This window comes from Falsiroseomonas ponticola (assembly GCF_016805305.1).
Taxonomy (GTDB): Bacteria; Pseudomonadota; Alphaproteobacteria; order Acetobacterales; family Acetobacteraceae; genus Falsiroseomonas; species Falsiroseomonas ponticola.
Window position 1 is genome coordinate 104,076 of sequence record NZ_JAERQN010000009.1, and the last position, 20,508, is coordinate 124,583.

The 20,508-nt window shown below is 73.5% G+C and carries 15 protein-coding genes; 9 read left to right on the forward strand and 6 right to left on the reverse strand.

Features of this window, described 5'->3' with window-relative positions:
• Window positions 1–35 precede the first annotated feature (35 nt).
• The 9 genes from JJI54_RS23035 to JJI54_RS23075 all read left to right on the forward strand — a co-directional run bounded on the left by JJI54_RS23035 (window position 36) and on the right by JJI54_RS23075 (window position 13,642).
• Window positions 36–1,703, forward strand: a complete 1,668-nt coding sequence (locus JJI54_RS23035) for a tetratricopeptide repeat protein (RefSeq protein ID WP_203075566.1) — start codon at window positions 36–38, stop codon at window positions 1,701–1,703.
• Window positions 1,700–3,484 carry a non-ribosomal peptide synthetase gene (locus JJI54_RS23040; protein WP_203075569.1) on the forward strand — a complete coding sequence of 595 codons (1,785 nt, stop codon included), beginning with the start codon at window positions 1,700–1,702 and terminating at the stop codon, window positions 3,482–3,484. The genes JJI54_RS23035 and JJI54_RS23040 overlap by 4 nt, the downstream gene beginning before the upstream one ends.
• A 169-nt stretch (window positions 3,485–3,653) precedes the next feature.
• The gene (locus tag JJI54_RS23045; protein ID WP_203075571.1) at window positions 3,654–4,982 is read left to right on the forward strand and encodes a hypothetical protein; all 1,329 of its coding nucleotides are present in this window, start codon (window positions 3,654–3,656) and stop codon (window positions 4,980–4,982) included.
• On the forward strand, window positions 4,979–5,749 hold the full coding sequence (locus JJI54_RS23050; RefSeq protein ID WP_203075574.1) for an ABC transporter ATP-binding protein: 771 nt from the start codon (window positions 4,979–4,981) through the stop codon (window positions 5,747–5,749). Before JJI54_RS23045 ends, JJI54_RS23050 begins: the two co-directional genes overlap by 4 nt.
• The gene (locus tag JJI54_RS23055) at window positions 5,746–6,480 is read left to right on the forward strand and encodes an ABC transporter permease (protein ID WP_203075576.1); all 735 of its coding nucleotides are present in this window, start codon (window positions 5,746–5,748) and stop codon (window positions 6,478–6,480) included. Before JJI54_RS23050 ends, JJI54_RS23055 begins: the two co-directional genes overlap by 4 nt.
• Window positions 6,477–7,439 carry an ABC transporter substrate-binding protein gene (locus JJI54_RS23060; protein ID WP_203075577.1) on the forward strand — a complete coding sequence of 321 codons (963 nt, stop codon included), beginning with the start codon at window positions 6,477–6,479 and terminating at the stop codon, window positions 7,437–7,439. Before JJI54_RS23055 ends, JJI54_RS23060 begins: the two co-directional genes overlap by 4 nt.
• A complete protein-coding gene (locus JJI54_RS23065) occupies window positions 7,436–9,214 on the forward strand; it encodes a non-ribosomal peptide synthetase (RefSeq protein ID WP_203075579.1) in 1,779 nt (592 codons plus the stop codon). Before JJI54_RS23060 ends, JJI54_RS23065 begins: the two co-directional genes overlap by 4 nt.
• Before the next feature lie 3 nt (window positions 9,215–9,217).
• Entirely contained in the window at window positions 9,218–10,003 is a 786-nt protein-coding gene (locus tag JJI54_RS23070) for a methyltransferase domain-containing protein (RefSeq protein WP_203075581.1), read from the forward strand.
• A complete protein-coding gene (locus JJI54_RS23075; protein ID WP_203075583.1) occupies window positions 10,004–13,642 on the forward strand; it encodes a glycosyltransferase family 2 protein in 3,639 nt (1,212 codons plus the stop codon). It begins immediately after the preceding gene.
• 34 nt (window positions 13,643–13,676) lie between these two features.
• Here the strand turns inward: JJI54_RS23075 and JJI54_RS23080 are convergent, their stop codons facing one another.
• From JJI54_RS23080 to JJI54_RS32350, 6 genes are read right to left on the reverse strand one after another with little or no spacing between them, the layout of a single operon-like run.
• A complete protein-coding gene (locus JJI54_RS23080) occupies window positions 13,677–15,104 on the reverse strand; it encodes an alkaline phosphatase family protein (RefSeq protein ID WP_203075584.1) in 1,428 nt (475 codons plus the stop codon).
• A gap of 9 nt (window positions 15,105–15,113) precedes the next feature.
• Entirely contained in the window at window positions 15,114–15,989 is an 876-nt protein-coding gene (locus tag JJI54_RS23085) for an ABC transporter permease (protein ID WP_203075586.1), read from the reverse strand.
• Window position 15,990: 1 nt separating this feature from the next.
• Window positions 15,991–16,932 carry an ABC transporter permease gene (locus tag JJI54_RS23090; RefSeq protein ID WP_203075589.1) on the reverse strand — a complete coding sequence of 314 codons (942 nt, stop codon included), beginning with the start codon at window positions 16,930–16,932 and terminating at the stop codon, window positions 15,991–15,993.
• Between the two features lies 1 nt (window position 16,933).
• Window positions 16,934–17,929 carry an ABC transporter ATP-binding protein gene (locus JJI54_RS23095; RefSeq protein ID WP_203075592.1) on the reverse strand — a complete coding sequence of 332 codons (996 nt, stop codon included), beginning with the start codon at window positions 17,927–17,929 and terminating at the stop codon, window positions 16,934–16,936.
• A complete protein-coding gene (locus JJI54_RS23100; protein WP_318987559.1) occupies window positions 17,926–18,906 on the reverse strand; it encodes an ABC transporter ATP-binding protein in 981 nt (326 codons plus the stop codon). The genes JJI54_RS23095 and JJI54_RS23100 overlap by 4 nt, the downstream gene beginning before the upstream one ends.
• Complete coding sequence (locus tag JJI54_RS32350; RefSeq protein ID WP_226382028.1) at window positions 18,903–20,507, reverse strand: ABC transporter substrate-binding protein; 1,605 nt, start codon at window positions 20,505–20,507, stop codon at window positions 18,903–18,905. The genes JJI54_RS23100 and JJI54_RS32350 overlap by 4 nt, the downstream gene beginning before the upstream one ends.
• Between the last annotated feature and the right edge of the window lies 1 nt (window position 20,508).

The window sequence follows — 20,508 nt, forward strand, 5'->3', positions numbered from 1 at the left end:
GCCAGAACGCGCGCCCAGCACGCGGGGACGGGCGCATGAAAAGCCTGACAGAATCAGCAACAACGTCGCTGGAGCGGATGGCGCCAGGCGGCGCGGCGACCGCATCCCTCGATGACGCCAGTGCCCTCTTCGCCCGCGCCAGGAAGGCCGCGACAAGCCAGGGTTGGCAGGATGCCGCGGCGCTCTACCAGCGCGCGGTCGAGATGGCCGGCGACGCCGCGCCAGCCAGCTGGCTCGCGGCCTGGGCGATGAGCCTGCGCCGCGCCGCGAACTGGGCGGAGGCGGAGCGCGTGCATGGCCTGCTGCGCGAGGGCTGGCCGCAGGACGCGGCGGGATGGTCCGGCACGGCCGCCGCCGCGACGGCACAGGCGCGGTGGGAGGAAGCGGCGATCGCCTGGCAGGCCTGCTGCACGCGGTTCCCGCACGGCACCAGGCCCGAATGGCTGGCGAATCTCGCCCAGGCCCTGCGCCAGCTGCGACGATACGATGAGGCTGCCGAGGCGCATCGCCGGCTGCGCGACAGCCACCCGGAGCTGCCGCTGGGCTGGGTGGCGGAGGCGCGCATGCTCTCCGCCAATCGCCAGATCGAACAGGCGATCGCCGCCTGGCGCGAATGCCTGCGACGCTTCCCCGCCGCCGCGGAACCGGAATGGTTCCGCCAGCTCAACCACCTGCTGAAGCGCATGCAGCGGGAGGAGGAAGCGCAGGCGGTGCTGGACGAGGCAGCGGAACGCTGGCCCGAGGCGCTGCTCGCGCCGGGCAGCACCGCGCCCGAGGACGAGCGCGGCCGCGCCGCGGAATTCTGCGTCGTCCGCGCCGAGATCGCGGTGCGCCGCGGCGATGGCGAAGCGGCGCTGGCGCTGCTCGCGCGCACCGAAGGCCAGCCCGTCCGCCGCCATGTGGCCGGGGAGATCGCGGCGCTGCGCGATGCGGTGCGTGCGCTTCGCCCCGCCGGCGCGCCCGCGATGCCGGTGGCGCCGCCGGCCGGGGAGCTGTCCGCCCGCTTCGACGATCCCGATGCCTCCGTCATCACCTGGCGGAATGCGGAGGCGTCCGAAACCGCCATCCTGGTCTTCGCCAACGGCGGCGCGGATTTCTGGCTTTCGATGGACACGCTGCATCGCAAGCTGCGCGGCGCGGGCTGCCATCTCATCTACATGCGCGATCGCAACCTCGGCTTCTTCCTGGAACGTGCCGGCAGCTGGAACGGCTTCCGGGAGATCGCGGAGGGGCTCCGCCAGCAGCTCGCGGCCCTCGGCGTCACGCGCCTCTGCTGCCTCGGCACCTCGATGGGCGGCTACGGCGCGCTGCGCTACGGGATCGAGCTTGGCGCCACCGCCGTGCTGGCCTTCGGCGCCGTGACCGACCCGGAGGCCCAGACGACGGATCCCGGCCTCCTGCCGCGCCTGCGGCGCACGCAGCCGGGCCTGGCGATCGACCCGGTGCCGCTCTACCGCGAAGCGGAACGCCGCCCGCGCGTCACCCTCTGCTACGGATCGGACAACCTGGCCGACCGGGCGGCCGCGCACCGGCTCAAGGGCATCCCCGGCGTCCGCTTCCTGGCGGCGCAGGGGGTCAAGGTGCATGCCGTGATCCGGTGGTTCTTCGCCAATGGCGGCTTCGAGACGCTGGTGGAGGCGATGCTGCGCGACGATCCCGCCCCCGTCTCCATCGAGGGCGCCGTCTGGGACCCGGTGGCATGATCCCGTTCGAAGCGGAGGCTGCCGAGGGCAGCCTGGTGGCGCGCTTCCGGCTCGTCGCGCGCGGCGCGGCGGCGGCGCCGGCCTTGGTCGAGGGCGAGGCCGCCATGAGCTACGCGGAACTCGACATCGCCAGCGATGATGTCGCGCGCCGCCTCGCCGGGCTGCGGCGGGACCTGCCGCTGGCGCTTGCCTTCGGCCATGGCGCCGCCGCGGTGGTGGCGCTGCTCGGCGCCCTCAAGGCCGGCATCCCCGTCATGCCCGTCGATCCGCAGGCGCTGCCCGATGGCGGCGAATGGGCGCTTGCCGGCGCGCAGATGATCGTGGCCGAGCCGCGCCACGCGGCCTGGTGCCGCGACCATGCCCCCGGCGTGCCGGTGGTGGTGGAGCTTCCCGTGCCCGCGCCGGCCGTGCCGCCGGAAGCCGCGGGATCCGACCTGGCCGTGATCTACCTGACCTCCGCATCGAGCGGCCCGGCCAAGGCGGTGATGATCGACCACCGCGCGCTCTGCCGCCTCGGCTGGCGGGCGACGCGGCTGAACGCCCTGCGGCCCGGCGACCGCGTGGCGCATCTGCTCTCCATCGCGCATCTCGCCGCCATGAACCACCTCCTCGGCGCCCTGCTGGCCGGCGCGACGCTGGAGGTCTTCGACCTTCGCGCCGGCGGTGGCGTTGCCGAACTCGGCAGCTGGATGGCGTCGCGCCGCATCGACTACCTGCCGGCGCTGACCAGCCTGCAGCGCCGGCTCATGGATGTCTTCGCCGCCCGCCCGGCGGCCTGGAACCCGCGGCTGCTCATGTTCAGCGGCGAGCCCCTGGTGCCGGCGGATCTCGACCGGCTGCGGGACGTCCTCGGCTGGACGCCGCGCGTGCTGCATGTCCTCGCCAGCACCGATGCCGCCGGCTACGTCGCGACGCTGGAGGTGGAGCCCGGGCGCCACGACCACGCCGCCGTCATCCCCGCGGGGCGCGCCGCCGAAGCACGACGGCTGCTCATCCTGGACGACACCGGGGAGGAACTGCCCCCGGGCGAGGTCGGCGAGATCGTCGTCGTCGCCGATGACCTGCCGCTCGGCTACTGGCGCCAGCCGGCGCTGACCGCCGCGACCTACCGGCAGGATCCCGCGGATCCGCGCTGCCGCTGGTTCTTCACCGGCGATCTCGGCCGCCTGCGTGACGACGGGCTTCTCGAGGTCCTCGGCCGCAAGGACGACATGGTCAAGATCCGCGGCTACCGCGTGCAGACCTCCCGCGTCGAAGCCGCGCTCCGGCAGCTGCCCGGCGTGGCGGAGGCGGTGGTGGTGGCGCGGGACGATCTCGGCCCCGCGCCGCGCCTGGTCGGCTACGTCCGGCTGGCCTCCGGCGGCGCGGCGACGCCGCTCGAGCTGCGAGGCGCGCTGCTGGCGGCGCTGCCGGAATTCATGGTGCCGTGGCGCATCGTCATCCTCGCCGCGCTGCCCCTGACCGCCGGCGGCAAGGTCGCGCGGCGAAGCCTGCCGCCCCCGCCGCGCGGTCGCCCGCCGGGACTGCCGCCATGGGCCGCGCCCGTGACCGGGGCGGAGGCCCTTCTCGCGACGCTCTGGTCCGGCCTGCTGGCGATCGACCTCATCGGGCGCGACGACGACTTCTTCGAACTGGGCGGCGATTCCCTCGACCTCGTGACCATCGCGACGCAATTCGCCGCACAGCGCGGGGCGGCGCTCGGGGAGGCGGATCTGTTCGGCGCGCCGACGCTGGCCGCGATGGCGGCGCGGCTGGAAGGGGCTCTCTCCCCATTGCCGTGACGCCGCGCGCGCGGCGCTGGCCGATCATTGCGCGATGCCGACAGGCACAGGGGAAAAGTCGTCCGAACTCGACGAAAGGCGACTGGCACGCGCGGGCTCCGGTTCCCACTCTGCGCCCGGCAGAATCGTGGTTCCGGAGTGCATGGTGGACGGTCAGCGCGACTCCCGCGTGAGTGTGCTTGCTCAGCGGGCGAGGGGTGCTGCGCATGCCAGGAACTGGCCGGATGCTGTCCAGCTCTGGCGCGAATGCCTGGCGCTGGCGGCACCCGAGGACGCCATCGAATGGCATGAGGGCCTCGCGGAGGCGCTGAGCGCGCTGTCCGAGGAGGCGGAGGCGGAGGCCGTGTACCAGGCGATGCGGGAACGCTGGCCCGCCCGCGCCGCCGGCTGGATCGGCCTCGCCCAGATCGCGGTGATGCGGGGCGACTGGAACAGCGCCATCGACCGCCTGCAGCAATGCATCACCCGCTTTCCCGACCAGGCGCAGAACTGGTGGTACGGCCGGCTTGCCTATGCCCAGCGCCAGCTTGGCCGCCTGGATGACGCGGAAGCGACGCGGGAAGCCTGGACCCGGCGCCGCGTGCCGCCGGCAGGCCAGGGCTGGGGCGGACAGCGGCCGCGCATGGCGGAGGGGGAGCAGGCTGGCGCGCCGCCGGAACTCGCCGCGATCCGGCAGCTGATCGAGGAAGGGCGGTTCGAGGCCGCGATCGCGGCCGCCGAGGCGCTGCCGCCGCCGGTCCGCCGGCTGATGGAATCCAACGCGCTGCTGCACATCGCGCGCAGCGTCATCAAGTCCGGCATCCTCGCCGATTTCGACAGCGACGCCCCGGACTTCGCCGGCTATTCCAGCATCCTGGTCGCGCGCGGCCCGGTGGATGCGGACCGCGCCATCATCTGCTTCCCCGGTGGGGCGCAGCGGTTCTGGCTCTCGATGCAGGCCATGCACCGCATCCTGCGCGGCTTCGGCTGCCACCTCGTCTATGTGCGCGACTTCAGCGCCAGCTACTACCTGGCCGGCGATCCCGCCCGCGGGCTCGACTATGACGGGCTGGTCAACGAGGTGCGGGAGGCGGCGAGATCCCTCGGCGCATCGCGGCTCTTCTGCATCGGTAATTCCGCCGGCGCCTATGGCGCCATGCGCTTCGCGCTGGACCTCGGCGCGGAAGCCGCGCTGGGCTTCGCCACGCCGACCAACCCGGCGGATCTGCCCGTCATGCGGGCCGCCATGGCGCGCCATCACCAGAAGCTCGCCACCGCGGGCCGCAGCGCCGATCTTCGCCAGCTCTTCGCCGCATCGCCCAGCCCGCCGCGCGCGATCCTCTGCTACGGCGCCGACCATGATGGCGACCGCGAGCAGGCGGAGCTGATGGCCGGGCTGCCCACGGTCCGCCTGCTGCCGTCGCCCGGGATCGCGACCCACAACGTGATCGCCCGGCATCTGCGCGACGGCAGCTTCCAGGCGATGGTCGCCGCGATGCTGCGGGGACAGGCCGGGTGAGGATCGCGTGCCGCGGCGTCTCTCTCAGCTACCCCGCCGGGCGCGGATCGAACGAGGCGCTGCGCGGCATCGACCTCGAGATCGGCTCGGGCGAATTCGTGGGCGTGCTCGGCCGCAGCGGCTGCGGCAAGTCGAGCCTGCTGTCGCTGATCGCGGGGCTCCGGCAACCCAGCGCGGGCAGCATCGCCTTTCCCGGCTTCACGGGGGCCGGGCGGCCATCCTGCCTGATGGCCTTCCAGTCGGATGGGCTGATGCCGTGGCTCAGCGTGCTGGACAATGTCGCCTTCGGTCTCGAAGCCGCCGGCATGGCGCGGGCGGAGCGCGAGCGGCGCGCGCAGCTGATGCTGCGACGCATGCAGCTCGATGGCTTCGCGGCGCAGTTCCCCGGCCAGCTCTCCGGCGGCATGCGCCAGCGCGTCGGGCTCGCCCGGCTCTTCGTGCGAGAGGCCGATGCCCTGCTGATGGACGAGCCCTTCGCCGCCGTCGATGCGCAGACGCGGCTGCTGCTGCAGCAGGAACTGCTCGACATCTGGACCACGCAGCAGCGCACCGTTGTCTATGTCACGCACGATATCGAGGAAGCGATCCTGCTCTGCGATCGCCTGGTGGTGCTCTCCGCCCGGCCGGCGCGCGTCCTGGCCGAGGTGAAGGTGCCGCTGCCGCGCCCCCGCCGCCTGGCCTGCCGACAGCCGGAGGAAGTCGCCGCGCTGCGCTGGCATGTCTGGAACCTGCTGGCCGCGCAGGATGGACCGGCGGTGGCCGCGTGAAGGCGCTGCTCGCGCTCCTGGCGCTCGGCGTGGCGTGGGAAGCCGCGGCGCGGGCCGGCGGCGTCTCGCCCCTGCTGCTGCCCGCGCCGTCCCTCATCCTCGGCTGGTGCCTGGGCAGCCTGGCGTCCGGGGAGATGATCGGCCATCTCGCGGCCTCGGCCGGAAGGCTGCTCTCCGGCGTGCTGCTGGGCGGGCTCGCGGGCGTCGCGCTCGGGCTCGCGATGGGGCTCTCCGGCCGCCTCGGCACGATGCTCGATCCCGTCCTGGCCGGGCTGCACCCGCTGCCGAAGCTGGCACTGCTGCCGCTGTTCCTGGTGATCTTCGGCTTCGGCGAGACGGCGCGCATCCTGCCCATCGCGCTCGCGGCCTTCTTCCCCATGGCCATCGCGGGGGCCAGCGCGGTGCGTGGCATCGACCCGCTGCTGCGCGATGTCGCGCGCAACTACGGCGCGCGCGGCGCCATGCTGCTGCGCCGCGTGATCCTGCCCGGCGCCCGGCCGATGCTCGCCACCGGCTTCCGCCTGGCGGTCAATGCCGCGGTGATCGTCACGATCTCCGTGGAGATGCTGACGGCGACGGAGGGGATCGGCGCCGCCGTCTGGCAGGCCTGGCAGACCATGCGGCTGGAACAGCTCTACGGCACGCTCGTCATCGTCGCCGCGCTCGGCATGGCCAGCCAGCGCCTGTCCGGGCGCCAGGGCGCGGCCTTCCCGCGGACAAGGAACCCATGATGCGCCTTCTCTTCCTGGGCAGGGCGGCCGCGCTGGCGCTGCTGCTCTCGGTATCGCTCTGCCCCGGCGCGCGGGCGGCGGACAGGGTCCGCCTGGCCGTGCTGCCCTTCCTGTCGCAGGCGCCGATCTTCATCGCGCTGGAGGAAGGCCATTTCGCGCGGGAGGGGATCGAGATCGACCGCGTCTCCCTGCAATCCAGCTACCTGGCCATCCCCGGGCTGATGGCGGGCGAGCTGGATGCGGCGATCCCGCAGGCCAGCGCCGGCCTGTTCAACGCCATCGCGCGCGGCGGCGCCGCCCGCTACGTCGCGCCCGGCGTCGTGCTGGGCGCGGGCGGCTGTTCCTACGCGGCCTTCTATGGCCGGGGGGCGACGCTGGCGGCGATGGCGGATGGCAGCGCGCGGCAGCTCAGCGTCGCCGCCGATGCGCTGGCCTTCGAAGGCTTCCTGGTGGACCTGATGCGCGCCTGGCCCGGCGCCGGCCGGCTGAGCTTCCTCCACCGCGAGATGCCCGTGCAGGCGCAGCAGGCGGCGCTCGCCTCCGGCGCGCTCGACCTCGCCTTCACCTCGGAACCCTGGCTGACGCGCTTCGACGATGCGCGGCTCGGCCGGGTGTTCGCGGGCGCGGAGGAATTGCTGCCGGAGGCGCAATACACCGGCCTGATGCTGTCCCGCCGCCTGCTGGAGGAGCGGCCTGACCTGGGCCAGCGCTTCACCCGCGCCTTCGCCGCCGCCGTGCGCCAGTACAACGAAGGCAAGACGGCGCGGAACCTCGACATCGTCGCGCGCGGCACCCGCCTGCCGGCGGACCAGCTCCTGCGCGCCTGCTGGCCCTTCATCCCCGCCGATGGCGTCGTCCGCACCGAGGGGCTGATGCGGTTCCAGGCCTGGCTGCATGCGAAGCGCGCCATCGACCGCATCCTGCCGGCCTCCGACCTCGTGGCGGCGCCGCGGCCATGATCGCCTTCGGCCGAGAGGAGATCGAAGGGAGCGTCGGCGCGCGCTTCCGCCGCGTGGTGGCCGCGCAGCCGGAGGCGCGGGCCATCGGCGACGGGGCGGAGGGGATCACCTATGCGCAGCTCGATGCCCGCAGCGATGCCTATGCCGCGGGGCTCGCCGGGCTGCCGGGGGACGGCGCGGTGGCGCTGGTCTTCCCGCATGGGATGGAGGCCGTGGTCGCCCTGTTCGGCGCGCTGAAGGCCGGCGTGCCCGCGATGGTGGTGGACCCCCTGGCGCCGCCGGACGGCACCGGCGCCCTGCTGGCGACCGCCGCGCTGGTGGTGACGGAACCATCCTGCGCCGCCTGGTGCGAGGCCCGCGCGGCCGGGGTTCCCATCCATGCCGGCCCGCCGCCGGTGGTGGCGCCGCCGCGCCCCCCGCCCGGGCCCGGCAGCCCCGGCGTGATCTTCCACACCTCGGCCTCGACCGGCGCCGCCAAGGGCGTGGTGCGCAGCCACCGGACGCTGCTGCGGCATGCCTGGTTCCTGCCGGACCGCCACGGCTACGGGCCGGGGGAGCGCGTCTCCCACCTCTCCTCCTTCGCCTATGCGGGATCGGTGCCGGTGATCTTCGGCGGGCTGCTGAGCGGCGCCACGATCGAGGTCTTCGACATCCGCCACCGCAACGCCGCCGACTTCACGGCCTGGGCCTGCGAACGGGACATCACGCTGCTGCAGGTCACGCCGACCCTGCTGCGGGAGGTGGTGGAGATCCTCGGCCGCACCCGCCACCCCTGGCAGCCGCGCCGCGTCACCGTCGGCGGTGAGGCCCTGCGCGCCAGCGACCTCCACGCGATGCGGGGGCAGCTCGGCTGGCAATGCCCCGTGGTGAACCGGCTGGCGAGCAGCGAGGCCGGGATCATCGCGGAATGGGAGGTCGATGCGGCGCGCATAGGGCCGGATGGCGGCGTGCCGGTCGGGTGGCCGGTGGAGGACCGCATCATCCGCATCCTGGACGAGGACGGCACGCCGCTGCCACCGCGCACGCCGGGCGAGATCGTCATCGGCGGCGAATGCCTCTCCCCCGGCTACTGGCGGATGCCGGCGGAGACGGCCGCGCGCTTCCGGCCAGACCCCGATCGGCCGGGCGGCGTGCTGCTGTTCAGCGGCGACCTCGGCCGGATGGATGAGGACGGGCTGCTGGAGCATCTCGGCCGCACCGACCAGATGGTGAAGATCCGGGGCTACCGCGTCGAACTCGGCCAGGTGGAGGCCGCGCTGCGCAAGGTGCCCGGCGTGGCCGATGCGGTGGTGCTGCGCATCCCGACGCGCGTCGGCACCGACCGCCTGCTGGGCTATGTCCGCCCCGCGCCGGGCCTGGTGCTGGATGGAATGGCGGTGCGCGCGGCGGCGGGACGCTTCCTGGCCGACTACATGCTGCCCTGGCGCATCCTGGTGCTGGACCACTTCCCCCTGACCGCCGGCGGCAAGATCGCGCGCCAGGCGCTGCCCTTGCCGGACACCTCCCGCCCCGCTGGGCTGCCGCCCTTCGTGCCCCCGCGGACGGGGACGGAGCGGCTGCTGGCCGGCATCTGGTCGCAGCTGTTCGAGATCGACGAGATCGGCCGCGACGACAACTTCATCGATCTCGGCGGCGATTCGCTCGATGTGCTGCACGTGACCGGCGAGCTCTACGCGGCGATGACGCTCTACCTGAATGATGGCGAGCTTCTGGAGACGCCGACGCTGTCCGCCATGGCGGAAGCCGTCGATCGCGCCCGCGCGCAGGATTCCTGAGCCATGGCCTATCAGCTTGCCACGGACGCGCCGGAGATGACGCGCCTCGCCACCCAGGCCAGCGCCCTGGCGCCGGATGCGGCGATCCTGTTCGACCGCATCGGCGTCGGCCCGGGGTGGTCCTGCCTCGACCTCGGCTGCGGCCTGGGCGAGGTGACGCGCCTGCTGGCGAAACGCGTGGGGCCCGCGGGCCGTGTCTGCGGGCTGGACCTGGAACCGCGCTTCCTGCGCCACGCGGAAGCCATGGCGCCGCCCGCCACCAGCTACCTTCAGGCGGATGCGCTGCGCAGCGGCCTGCCGGCGGACAGCTTCGACCTGGTGCATGGCCGGCTGCTGACCGGCGCGGCCTCCTCGCCCGAGGCGCTGCTGGCCGAGGCGCTGCGCCTGGCCAGGCCGGGCGGCCATGTGGCGCTGCAGGAAAGCGATCCCGGCTTCACCGCCTGCTATCCCGGGCATCCCGCGCATATGCGGCTCAAGGCCCTGCTCGGGCGCGGCCTGAACGAAAGCGGCCATGGCGCTTTCGCCCGGCGCCTGTTCGGCATCTTCCGCGATGCCGGGCTGCGGGAGGTCGGCTTCCGCCCCTTCGTGGTGGGCTGCCAGGCGGATGAGCCGATGGCGCATTGGCTGCCGGATACGGTGCAATCCCTGCGCGGCACCATCCTGCGCGCCGGCTGGACCACGGCGGAGGCGCTGGACGCCACCCTGGCCGAATGCCGCGCCCATCTCGCGGATCCCGGCACCACGCAGATCCTCTACGTGATGGTGCAGGTCTGGGGGCGGAAGCCGTAGATGCTGGCCGTGGAAGACCTGGCCGTGCCCGCCGGCGCGGCCGCGATGCCCGCCAGCGCGCAGGACGCGCAGGCGCAGGCCCAGGCGCTGACCCAGCGGCGGGACTGGGCCGCCGCCGCCGTGGCATGGCGCGCGGCGATCGCGCAATTCCCCCGCCACGCCCGGGCGCTGTGGTGGCACCGCCTCAGCCACGCCCTGCGGGAAAGCGGCGACCTGGATGGCGCGGCCGCGGCCGCGGTGACGGGCAGGGAGGCCTGGCCCGGCCAGCCATCGGGCTGGCAGGCCTGCGCGGAGGTGGCGGCCGCCCGGGAGGATTGGGCGGCCGCCGCCAGCGGCTGGCAGGCCTGCATCGACCGCTTCCCGGCGCAGGCCCCGCTCGGATGGTATGTCGGCCTCGGCACCGCGCTGCAGAAGGGCGGCCGCGTCGCGGATGGCATCGCGCTGATCGAGGCGGCGCGGGACCGCTGGCCCGACGATCCGCGGGCCTGGTACGAGCTGGCGAAGGCCGTCGCCGCCGCGCATGGCTGGCGCCGCGCCGCCCGCATCTGGCAGGCCGGCCTGGCGCGCCCCGCGGTGGCCGCCGCCACCGTCTATCTGCCCTATGCCATCGACGCGATGCTGCGCGCCGGCATGGCCGCGGATGCGGGGCGCTGGGCGGAGGCGCTGTGCGACCTGTCGCCGCGGGACGTCAGCGCGCTGCGCTGGCGGGTCAATGTCCTCGATGCCGCCGGCGATGCCCGCGGCGTGGTCGATGCGCTGCGCGCGCTGGCCGGGCTCGACGGCTTCCGCCGCATCTTCCCCATGGCGCATCTGGCGAAGCTGCTGATCCGCGCCGCGCTGCCCATGCAGGAAGCGGTCCCGCTGCTGGAAGCCTGGGCGGGCAGGGAGGGCGCGCGCCAGGCGCTGGAGGCGCTGTCGGGCGGCGCCGCGGGCAATCCGGAGGATGTGCTGGCCGCCGCCGGCACCGGCACGCCGCCCGCGCCCGCCCTGCGCGGCGCCTGGGGCGGGGAGTGCCGCCGCCGGCTGCGCGACTTCCTGCGCGACCGCCGCTACCGCCTGTTCGAGGCGCTGGCAGCCGCCGTGGTGGCGCATGGCCGGCCGCGCGACCTCCGGCGCCTGCTGGCCATCGCGGAGGCGCGCTTCCCGCGCTCCGCGCTCCGCCACCAGTTGGCGCGCGCCCTGAAGCTGGTGGTCACCCCGGCCGAGGATCCGGAGGAGGCCTTCGCCTCCAACTGGCGCCGCGCGCAGGCGGGCCCCGCCATGTCGATCGCGCCGCAACTCGCCGCGCTGCGCTTCCGGCGCCTGGTCTGCGTCGTCGTGGTGCGCGACGAGGATGAGGTGCTGCGGCATTTCATCGAGCATCACCGCGCGCTGGGCGTCACCGCCTTCATCATCATCGACAACCGCTCCGCCGAGCATCCCGCCGCCGTGCTGGCCGGGATCGAGGGCGTGGAGCTGACCTTCGTCAGCGCGCCGCAATCCTTCGTCGCCGCCAGGCACGGCATGATGTGGATCAACGATGTGCTGGAAGCGCGGCTCTGCGACTGGCTGCTCTTCCTCGATGCCGATGAGCTGCTGACCTATCCGGGGGCGGACCGCCTGCCGCTGCCCGCGCTGCTCGACCACCTCGACCAGCGCGGGGAGACGGCGATGCTCGGCACGATGGTGGATGTGTATGACCGCGGCATCGTCCGCGGCGGCATGCCCTCGGCCGGCATGGCGGAGCAGCAGCTGTTCCATGCCAGCCGCCTCGTCCAGGGCAGCCTCGTCGCGCCCTGGTGCCACATCGCCGGCGGGCTCCGCGCGCTCAGCCGGCACACGACGATGATGCACAAGCTGCCGCTGGTGAAGGCGGGCGCGGGCATCCGCTACGTCAGCAACCACCACGCCACCAGCTGCGTGGTCGCGGCGACCAGCGCGGTGCTGGTGCATGTGAAGATCATGCGGGACCGGGACCTGCTGGCGCAGCCTGCGGACCGCCTGCTGGCCCATCCGCGCGTGCGCGACCGCCGGGCGGAATGCATGGCGCGCCACCTGGCCTTCCGGCGCATGGATCGCCGCGGCCTTGCCGATGATCCCTTCCATGTGCCGCTGACGGAAGACCGGCTGCTGCGGCTGGGCTTCATGGCCGCCGATGCCGCCTGGCGGGCCGCCATCGGGCGCCCCATGGCGCGGGACCGCAGCGTGGCCGCGGAGGCCGTGTACCGCGCCCTGGCCGCCAGCGGGCAGCCGGCGCTGGCGGAGTGCATGGCCGACATGCCGCTGCGCACCCTGCTGCCGGCGCTGCGCCACCTGGCGGCGGAGGGCGCGCGGGATGCGCTGCGGCACCTCCTCAACGCCCATCTGCCGCGGATCGGCCGGCCGGAGGTCGCCCGCGCGGTCCTGCTCTACGTCGCGGTGCTGCTCGGCCGGGCCGGCGCCGCGCGGCGCCTCCACGCCGCCACCGGCCGCGCCATGCGCGCCGCCGGCGAGGAGGCCTGCGGCGCGGGCCTGGCCGCCGTCGCGCAGGCCCTGTCGCGGGAGGATGCGGCCCTGGCGCTGCGGCTCGTGGAGGCGGCGAGGGATCTGCTGGGCGAGCAGCGGGACCTCACCGCCGCCTGGCTGCAGGCGCTGGTGGTGAACCGGCGCTGGCCCGTCCTGCGGGCCGCCATGGCGGGAAGGCCGCTCAGCCTGCGCGACGGCACGCTGCTGCCCTGCCTGCACCTGATGGACGCGCAGCGGGACTGGGCGACCTACCGCCAGGCGCTGGAGGCCGTGCTGGCGGGGGAGGCGCCGCAGGGCAGCCGCATCCTCCTCCACCGCATCGCCCATTGCCCGGACCCGGAGGCAAGGCAGGCGCTGCGCCACCGGATGGCGGAGACGCTCCGCCCGCGCGCCGAGGGCCTGGAGGGCGTCCCGGCCTCGGTCTTCCTCGCCCTGCTGCATCTCCTCGGCCGCGATCGGGAATGGCGGGATGCGCATGGCCTGCTGCAGGGGCGCCTGCCGGCGGAGGACCGGCTGTACTGGGGCCGCGTGCTCGCGATGCGCGACGGCGGCGCGCCCTGCAACCGCGCCTGGGCGCTCGGCCTGTCCAAGACCGGCACGACGAGCCTGCACGAATACTGCCGGCGGCTCGGCCTGCTGTCCGCGCACTGGATCAACCCGTTCCTCGGCACGCTGATCGACCGGGCGGATGCGGATGTCTTCGACGTCGTCTCCGACACCCCGGTGGTGCAGCTGGCGCGGCAGGGCGGACCGCCGGCCGGGCGCCTGCTGATCGCCACGACGCGCGGCTACGAGGCCTGGGCGCGATCCTACCTCGCCCATTTCAGCGAGAACTTCGCCATCGACGCCGCGGATTTCGACACGCTGTGCCGCGTCTTCGATGGCGGCGGGCCGTTCCGCTTCGGCGCGCCGTGGCGGGCGATCCACCAGGAGCTGTATTTCCGCTTCGGATCGCTGCGCGAAGCCTTCGAGCACCACGAAGCCTGGACCGCCGGGCTTGCCCGCCAGGGCCTGCCCTTGCTGCACCTGCCGATCGAGGCGGAGGGCAAGGCGCGCCTCGTCTCGGATTTCCTCGGGCTGGGCGTGGCCGCGGGCGGCTATCCGCACGCGAATCGCGGCCGCGCCCCGGGCCGCGGCGGCCAGGGCCCGCGCTGATCCGGCCGCGGCCCAGGCGGGGCGACGCCCTCCCTCAGCCGTCCCGGCGCAGCGCGGTCGGATAGAGGCGCCCGCCGGGCTCTGCCCGCATCGCCTCCAGCACGAAGCCCCGCGGCAGGCGCACCGTCTCCCGCAGCGGGGGCGTGTCCGCCGCGGCATCCCAGGCGCCGGCCAGCGGGCGGCCCTCCACGCCATCCTGCGCCAGGCCCAGCAGGTACAGGATGGTGGGCACGATGTCGGTCAGGTCCGCCGGCATCGTCGCCACGGCGCCCGGCCGGAAGGGCCCGCCTTCCATCACCAGCACCGTCGCCAGCTCCGCCCGGTGCAGCCCGCCATGCATGCCGCCGCCATCCGGCACGTCCGGCGCGTCGAAGGGCGCGAAGCCGGGCAGGCCCCATTCATCCGGCGCCTCGCTGCCCGCGAAGGTCACCACCAGGTCGGCGCTGCGGCGATGCGAGCTGCCGAGCAGCGAGAGCGGCGCGGCCTGGCCGTCCGGCAGGATGGCGGGATCGCGCGCCAGCAGCGGCCCGGCCCAGGGCTGCGCCGCCAGGAAGGCCGCGACCTGCGGCGCCAGCGCGGGATCGCGGAACCAGAGCCCCGGCGCCGCCGCCGGCGCCACGGCGATATCGATGCCATCGCCGAGCCCCGTGCCCGCGCGGAAGCCGTCGCGGACCAGCTCCTCCCGCAGCGAGAGCTTGCCCCGGCCCGTCACATGCCCGTGGTCGGAGAGCACGATGATGGCGATCTCCTCCGCATCCGGCTGCGCATCCCGCCAGGCGACGATGTCGCCCAGCACGGCATCGGCCGCGCGCAGGCCCGCCTGCGCCTCCGGCGAGAGCAGCCCGCCCCAGTGGAAGGCGATGTCGGGCTCCGACAGCCAGACCAGCGTCACATCGGGCTGGCGTTCCGGCAGCACCACCTCCAGCAGCACCTGCGCGGCATGGCGCAGCCGCGCCAGGTTCGGCACCGCATGCGGCGGCGTGGGGCCGAGGCGGTCGCGCACCAGCCGCGCCGTCTCCCCTTCCTCATCCTCGACATTCCAGCGGAAGCTGCCGAGGCGTTCCGCCGCCGGGTGCAGCAGCCGCGCCGCCCCCGCCGTGCCGGCGCTGACAAGCGCGAAGCTGAGGCCCTTCTCCGCCAGGCGCTCGCCCAGGCTCGGCCGTTCCAGCGGGCTCTCCCGCCCCTGCGCCATGGCGAGCACATCGGCGACGAGCTTGGTGCGCAGCAGCCGGTCCGGCGCCACCGCGGCATCGAAGAGCGTGTTGGCCACCATGCCGTGCCCGCCCGGCCGGCAGCCCGTGATGAGGGAGGGGGTGGCGACCCGCGTCTCGCTCGGGAAGACGCTGCGCGCATTGGCGAAGCGCGTGCCCGAAGCGGCCAGCGCCGCCAGGTGCGGCGTGGCGGCGGGCGAGACCATGTCGGGCCGCAGCCCGTCCAGCGCCACCAGGATGAAGCGTGTCATGCGCAGGGCCTATCGCAGCGTGGGGTCGAGCCGGTCCCGCAGCCAGTCGCCGATGAGGGAGACGGAGAGCGTGGTCAGCACGATGGTGAGGGCGGGGGAGAGCAGGATCCAGGGCGCGCGCGTCAGGTATTCCCGCCCATAGCCGACCATGGAGCCGAGCGAGGTCGAAGGCGGCTGCACGCCGAGGCCGAGGAAGCTGAGGCCGCTTTCCAGCAGGATGATCTCCGGGAAGGCCAGCGTCATGGAGACGATCAGCGTGGAGGCGATGTTCGGCAGCACGTGGCGGCCATAGATCCGCCAGGGAGAGGCGCCGAGTTGCCGCACCGCCGCCGCATAGCCCTGCGACCCCGCGCTGATGGCAAGCCCGCGCGCGATGCGGGCATAGCGTTCCCAGGCATGCAGGCCGAGCAGGCAGATGAACAGCACCAGCGAATTGCCGAAGAAGGCCAGCACGGCCAGCGCCAGGATCAGGAAGGGCAGGCTGGCGGAGAAATCGACCAGCGCCAGCACCACCTGCTCCACGAAGCCGCGGAAATGGGCCGCGAGGAAGCCGAGCGTCGTGCCGATCAGCGCGCCGATGATGGTGGCGCCGAAGGCGATCAGCAGGCTCATGCGGATGGAGTAGATCAGCCGCGCCAGCACGTCCCGCCCCAGCTCGTCGGTCCCCAGCGGATGCAGCCAGGTGCCGCCCATCAAGACGGGCGGCGAGAGGCGGTTGCGGAGGTCGAGCGCGGTATAGGCATAGGGGCTGATGACATCGGCCAGCACCGCCGTCAGCAGCATCAGCGTCAGCCAGGCCAGGCCGAACATCACCATGGGCGGCGGCAAAGCGCGCTTCGTGCGCGGCGGGGCCTCCGCGATGGCGGGCAGGGTCATGTCGGACATGTCAGGCCATCCCCGCCGCGCGCCGCGGCTGGTTGCGCAGCCGCGGGTCGAGCAGCCCGTAGAGCAGATCGACGATCAGGTTGGAGGTCACCATCGTCATCGCCACCAGCAGCAGCACGCATTGCACCACGGCCAGGTCCCGGTTCGCGACGGCGACGACCAGCAGCCGCCCGACGCCGGGCCAGGAGAAGACGCTCTCGACCACCACGGCGCCGGCGATCAGGCTGCCGACCATGAAGCCCACGATGGTGACGGTGGGGATCGCGGCATTCGGCAGCGCATGGCCCCAGACCACGGCGCGCCAGGGCACGCCCTTGGCGCTGGCGGTGCGGATATAGGGCTGGCCCAGCACTTCCAGCATGGCGCTGCGGGTGAAGCGCGCCAGCACCGCGGCCCCGCCGATGCCAAGCGTGATGATCGGCAGGATCGCGTGCCGCCAGCTATCCTGCCCGCCGGAGGGCAGCCAGCCCAGCTGCACCGCGAAGACCAGCACCAGCAGCAGGCCCAGCACGAAGGACGGCACGGTGAAGCCGGCCACGGCCAGCATCATCACCGCACGGTCGATGAAGGAATTGCGGTGCAGCGCCGCGGTGATGCCGGCGGGGATGCCGAGCCCCACCTTGATGGCCAGCGCCGGCAGGGTCAGCGCCAGCGTCGCGGGAATCCGCTCCGCCACCAGCACGATGGCGTCGCGCCCGTCGCGCATGGACCGGCCGAGATCGCCCTGCAGGATCGCGCCGAAGTAGTGGAAGTATTGCACCCAGACCGGCTGATCGAGGCCCCAGGCCGCCCGGAAGGCCTCCACGGCCTCCGGCGGCGCATCGGCGCCCATGATGATCTGCGCGGGGTCGCCGGACAGGCGCAGCACGACGAAGGCGAAGGTGACGACCATCACGATGGTGACGGCCGCGCGCAGCAGGCGGCTGCCGAGGAAGCGGATCATCTCAGGCGGCCCTTTGCGTGAAGGCAGGCGCGGCATCGCCCTGGGCGACATGGCAGGCGACGAGGCGCCCATCGCCGCGGCGCGGCTTCAGCACGGGCGTCTCCCGCGCGCAGAGCGCGGTCGCGACGGGGCAGCGCGGGTGGAAGGCGCAGCCGCTCGGCCGGTCCGCGGGATTGGGCGGATCACCCTGCAGCACGATGCGGTTGCCGCTGCGGCCGGGATGCGGGATGGCGGAGACGAGGGCCTGCGCATAGGGATGCGCGGGGTCGTGCAGCACCGCGTCGGGCTCCCCTTCCTCCACGATGGTGCCGAGATACATCACGGCGACCCGGTGGCTCACCTGCCGCACGGCGCGCAGGTCATGGCTGATGAAGAGGATGCCGAGGCCGAGGCGTTCCTGCTGGTCCAGCAGCAGGTTCATCACCTGCGCCTGGATCGAGACGTCGAGCGCGCTGATCGGCTCGTCGCAGACCAGAAGCGCGGGTTCCGTCGCCAGCGCGCGGGCCAGCACGGCGCGCTGCCGCTGGCCGCCGGAGAGTTCATGCGGATAGCGCGCGGCCTGGTCGGGGCGGAGCCCGACCGCGCGCAGCGCCTCGATCGCGCGGGCGGGGCGGTCCTTCGCCTCCCCGATGCCGTGGATATCCAGCGGTTCCTGCACCTGCGCCAGGATGGGCAGGCGCCGGTCCAGCGCGCCGAGCGGGTCCTGGAACACCATCTGCATGCGCGACCGCAGCGCGCGCCAGGGGGCCGTGCCGGGCGCCGGCATGGGCTTGTCCTGGAAGGAGACGCTGCCGGCATCCGGCGCTTCCAGCCCCAGCACCAGGCGCCCCGTGGTGGATTTGCCGCAGCCGGATTCCCCGACCAGCCCCAGCGTCCGCCCGCGCTCCACGGAGAGCGAGACGCCATCCACGGCGCGGACCTCCACGCTGCGTCCCATCAGCCCGCGCCGCGTGGCGTAGCAGCGCACCAGGCCCTTGGCCTCCAGCATCGGAGTCATGCGGCGACGGTTTCCTTCAGCAGGCCCATGGCGGTCGCGCGGATGCAGGCGGCCTGGTGGCCCGTGGCCAGGTCGATGGCGGCCGGCACGGCAATTTCGCAGGCGGGCGAGCGTTCGGCGCAGCGCGGCGCGAAGGCGCAGCCCTTCGGCATGGCGCAGGGTTCCGGCACGCTGCCGGGGATGGCCGCCAGCCGACGCCGCGGCCCGTCCAGCGGCGGCAGCGCGCCCAGCAGGCCGAGCGTATAGGGATGCGTCGGCGCCGCGAACAGCCGCTCGACCGGCGCCTGTTCCACGATGCGCCCGGCATACATGACGCAGACGCGGTCGCAGCTTTCGGCGACGACGCCGAGGTCATGGGAGATCAGCACCAGCGCCATCCCCGTCTCCCGCCGCAGATCCTGCAGCAGCGCCAGGATCTGCGCCTGGATGGTGACGTCGAGCGCGGTCGTCGGTTCGTCCGCCACCAGCAGTTCCGGCCTTCCGGCCAGCGCGATGGCGATCATCACGCGCTGGTTCTGCCCGCCGGAGAGCTCGTGCGGCCAGGCATCGAGCCTGCGCGCCGCATCGGGAATCCCGACCTGGTCGAAGAGCCGCTTCGCCTCCGCCCGCGCCGCCGCGCCCTGCAGGCCGCGATGCAGGCGCAGCGCCTCCTCCACCTGGCGGCCGATGCGGATCACGGGGTTCAGGCTGCTGGCGGGGTCCTGGAAGATCATGGCGATGCGGCCGCCACGCACCTTGTCCAGCGTGGCGGGGGCGGCGCCGAGCAGTTCCTGCCCCTGCAAGGTCACGCTGCCGCTGACCCGGGCCTTCGCCGGCAGCAGGCCGAGCGCGGCCAGCCAGGTGACGGATTTCCCGCAGCCGGATTCCCCCACCAGCCCCACCGCCTCCCCGGGCTGCACATCGAGGTCGATGCCCCGCAGCGCGAACTGCCCATCGAAGGCCACGCGAAGGCCGCGCAGCGAGACCAGCGCGCTCACGCCGCGAAGTTCCGGCTGCGGAAATCCATCTGGAAGGACTGCCCTGGCGCCCAGCCGAGGTCCCGCCGCTTGGCCGTCAGGTTCACGGACTGGTGGAGCACGGTGTAGGCGGGGTCCTCGCGCTCCGCGATCTCCAGCATCCGGCGGAAGGTACGGCGGCGCTCCGCCGGGTCCGTGCCCGTCTCCAGCGCGTTGGAGAGGCGCCCGAATTCCTCGTTCCGCCATTCATTGATCTGCCATTGCTGGCCTTCCGGCCCATGCGCGGCGACGATGGAGGAGACAGGGTCGTTGAAGCTGGCGCTGCCCGACCAGTCCCGCACGCCGCGCTGGCCGTCGCGGGAGAGCACCTGTGGGAAGTTCTCCCGCATCTCGATGACGACGTTGAGGCCGACGGCGCGCCAGCCTTCCACCAGGATCTGCGCGGTCGGCACCTGGTTGGTGTAGTAGCCGTTCAGCAGGCGATAGGGGATCGGCTCCCCGCGATATCCCGCTTCCCGCAGCAGGCGGCGCGCCTCGGCGGGGTCGAAGCGCGGCGCGGACCAGTCGGCCTGGTACATCGGGCCGTAGAATTCGAATTGCAGCCCCTTCGGGACCGGCGCGCGGTTGCCCCACAGCGCCTGCACGATGGCGTCGCGGTCGATGCTGTGGGTGAAGGCGCGACGGATGCGCGCGTCCCGCAGATGCGGGTGGTTCTTGTCGAACACCGTCAGGCGGTGGTTCATGATGGGGCCGCCGACGACGTGGTGGCGCGGGCTGCGCTCCACCGTCGCGATCTGGTCGGGCGGGATGTCACAGGCGAAATCGGCCTCGCCCGAGAGCAGCGCGTTGATGCGCGACGAGACCTCCGGCACTTCCAGGAAGCGCAGCCGCCGCACCGGCGGGCGGCCGCCCCAGTACTCGTCGAAGGCGTCCAGCACCAGGGAATGGTCTGGGCGGAACTCCACCACGCGGAAGGGGCCCGTCCCGATTGGGCGGCGCGCCCAGTCGAGCCAGGAACCCGCCTTTTCGAAGGCGTCGCGGGACAACACCATCGCGACGTTGCGGCTGATGCGGCCTTCCAGCGTCACATCGGGCACACGGTTGTGGAAGCGGATGGTGCGGGCATCGACGATCTCGATGCGCTCCAGCCCCGGGAAGGTGCGCCGTGCCACGGCGAGTGCTTCCGGCGGCGGCGTGCGGCCCTGGGTCTGGCCGGGGACGGAGCCGAACAGGTTGCGCGCCTGCTCCACCGTCAGGTTCCAGCCCATGCGTTCGGCGCTGAAGGTGAAGGCCACATCCTCAGCCGTCATCGTCCGGCCGTCATGGAACAGCACGCCCTGGCGAAGCGTGAGTTCCAGCGTGCGGTCATCGATCCGCCGCCAGGATTCCGCGAGCCCCGGCCGCAGCGAGAGGTCGCCCGTCCAGGACTGGTCGATCAGCGTCTCCGCATAGGAATTCCAGGTGCGGGTGCCGACATTGGATTGCTCGCGCAGCGTCTCCAGCGTGTTGGTGTTGGCGATCTTCTGCACGGCGATGGTCATCACCGGGCGCTGGTCGGATTGCGCCAGCGCGGGGGCAGCCAGCAGGGTCGGGCTGGCGAGGAGGAAGCGGCGCGTCAGCATG

Coding starts and splice junctions, on each gene's coding strand:
- JJI54_RS23090 (WP_203075589.1), bottom strand. CDS start 16,932: ATGATCCGCTTCCTCGGCAGCCGCCTGCTGCGCGCGGCCGTCACCATC.
- JJI54_RS23075 (WP_203075583.1), top strand. CDS start 10,004: ATGCTGGCCGTGGAAGACCTGGCCGTGCCCGCCGGCGCGGCCGCGATG.
- JJI54_RS32350 (WP_226382028.1), bottom strand. CDS start 20,507: ATGCTGACGCGCCGCTTCCTCCTCGCCAGCCCGACCCTGCTGGCTGCC.
- JJI54_RS23080 (WP_203075584.1), bottom strand. CDS start 15,104: ATGACACGCTTCATCCTGGTGGCGCTGGACGGGCTGCGGCCCGACATG.
- JJI54_RS23085 (WP_203075586.1), bottom strand. CDS start 15,989: ATGTCCGACATGACCCTGCCCGCCATCGCGGAGGCCCCGCCGCGCACG.
- JJI54_RS23035 (WP_203075566.1), top strand. CDS start 36: ATGAAAAGCCTGACAGAATCAGCAACAACGTCGCTGGAGCGGATGGCG.
- JJI54_RS23060 (WP_203075577.1), top strand. CDS start 6,477: ATGATGCGCCTTCTCTTCCTGGGCAGGGCGGCCGCGCTGGCGCTGCTG.
- JJI54_RS23040 (WP_203075569.1), top strand. CDS start 1,700: ATGATCCCGTTCGAAGCGGAGGCTGCCGAGGGCAGCCTGGTGGCGCGC.
- JJI54_RS23070 (WP_203075581.1), top strand. CDS start 9,218: ATGGCCTATCAGCTTGCCACGGACGCGCCGGAGATGACGCGCCTCGCC.
- JJI54_RS23065 (WP_203075579.1), top strand. CDS start 7,436: ATGATCGCCTTCGGCCGAGAGGAGATCGAAGGGAGCGTCGGCGCGCGC.
- JJI54_RS23095 (WP_203075592.1), bottom strand. CDS start 17,929: ATGACTCCGATGCTGGAGGCCAAGGGCCTGGTGCGCTGCTACGCCACG.